Here is a 1,770-nt window from a genome sequence, read left to right as displayed (position 1 = left end):
ACGGGGGAGTAATGTATCGGAACGTGCCCGGTAGTGGGGGATAACTACGCGAAAGCGTAGCTAATACCGCATATTCTCTACGGAGGAAAGAGGGGGATCGTAAGACCTCTTGCTACCGGAGCGGCCGATATCAGATTAGCTGGTTGGTGGGGTAACGGCCTACCAAGGCGGTGATCTGTAGCTGGTTTGAGAGGACGCCCAGCCACACTGGGACTGAGACACGGCCCAGACTCCTACGGGAGGCAGCAGTGGGGAATTTTCGACAATGGGGGGAACCCTGATCGAGCCATCTCGCGTGTGGGACGAAGGCCTTCGGGTTGTAAACCACTTTTCTCAACGAAGAAAAGTCTTAGGCTAATACCTTAAGATGCTGACGGTAGTTGAGGAATAAGCACCGGCTAACTACGTGCCAGCAGCCGCGGTAATACGTAGGGTGCGAGCGTTAATCGGAATTACTGGGCGTAAAGGGTGCGCAGGCGGCTTGGAAAGAACGGTGTGAAATCCCGGGGCTCAACCTCGGAACTGCACTATTAACTGCCAAGCTAGAGTATGTCAGAGGGGGGTGGAATTCCGCGTGTAGCAGTGAAATGCGTAGATATGCGGAGGAACACCGATGGCGAAGGCAGCCCCCTGGGATGGTACTGACGCTCAGGCACGAAAGCGTGGGTAGCGAACAGGATTAGATACCCTGGTAGTCCACGCCCTAAACGATGTCAACTAGCTGTTGGGCCGGTTACGGCTTAGTAGCGCAGCTAACGCGTGAAGTTGACCGCCTGGGGACTACGGTCGCAAGACTAAAACTCAAAGGAATTGACGGGGACCCGCACAAGCGGTGGATGATGTGGATTAATTCGATGCAACGCGAAAAACCTTACCTACCCTTGACATGCCCGGAAGCTTCAAGAGATTGGAGTGTGCTCGCAAGAGAACCGGAGCACAGGTGCTGCATGGCTGTCGTCAGCTCGTGTCGTGAGATGTTGGGTTAAGTCCCGCAACGAGCGCAACCCTTGTCATTAGTTGCTACGAAAGGGCACTCTAATGAGACTGCCGGTGACAAACCGGAGGAAGGTGGGGATGACGTCAAGTCCTCATGGCCCTTATGGGTAGGGCTTCACACGTCATACAATGGTCAGGACAGCGGGTTGCCAAGCCGCGAGGTGGAGCTAATCTCTTAAACCTGATCGTAGTCCGGATTGCAGGCTGCAACTCGCCTGCATGAAGTCGGAATCGCTAGTAATCGCAGATCAGAATGCTGCGGTGAATACGTTCCCGGGTCTTGTACACACCGCCCGTCACACCATGGGAGTGGGTTTTACCAGAAGTAGTTAGCCTAACCGCAAGGGGGGCGATTACCACGGTAGGATTCATGACTGGGGTGAAGTCGTAACAAGGTAGCCGTACCGGAAGGTGCGGCTGGATCACCTCCTTTAAGAGCTCATGTTGCTTATTGTGCGAAGTGTCCACGCTTATCGGTTGTTTAGTTGAAGGTATTCTGAGGGGTTTAGGCGCGAGAGTCTAGATTCATCCGAAGGTTAATGGGAACCGGGTCAGTAGCTCAGTCGGTTAGAGCACCGTCTTGATAAGGCGGGGGTCGCTGGTTCGATTCCAGCTTGACCCACCAGTTAGTTACCAAGGTAGTACGCCGGGGGATTAGCTCAGTTGGGAGAGCGCCTGCTTTGCACGCAGGAGGCCGTCGGTTCGATCCCGTCATCCTCCACCAGCGCATGACTGCCGTAGTAGCATTCGGAGAGCGGAAGTATCAGAATACCA

The 1,770-nt window shown here is 54.5% G+C and carries 2 tRNA genes and 1 rRNA gene; all 3 read left to right on the top strand.

Annotated elements, in window-relative coordinates:
* Positions 1-1,429, top strand: a 16S ribosomal RNA gene (locus HMPREF3179_RS08060); the annotation flags it as partial.
* Between the two features lie 115 nt (positions 1,430-1,544).
* Positions 1,545-1,621, top strand: a tRNA-Ile gene (locus tag HMPREF3179_RS08055).
* Between the two features lie 23 nt (positions 1,622-1,644).
* Positions 1,645-1,720, top strand: a tRNA-Ala gene (locus tag HMPREF3179_RS08050).
* Positions 1,721-1,770 lie beyond the last annotated feature (50 nt).

The organism is Oligella sp. HMSC09E12 (assembly GCF_001808505.1).
GTDB lineage: Bacteria > Pseudomonadota > Gammaproteobacteria > Burkholderiales > Burkholderiaceae_B > Oligella > Oligella urethralis.
This window is presented reverse-complemented; position numbering and strand designations above follow the sequence as displayed.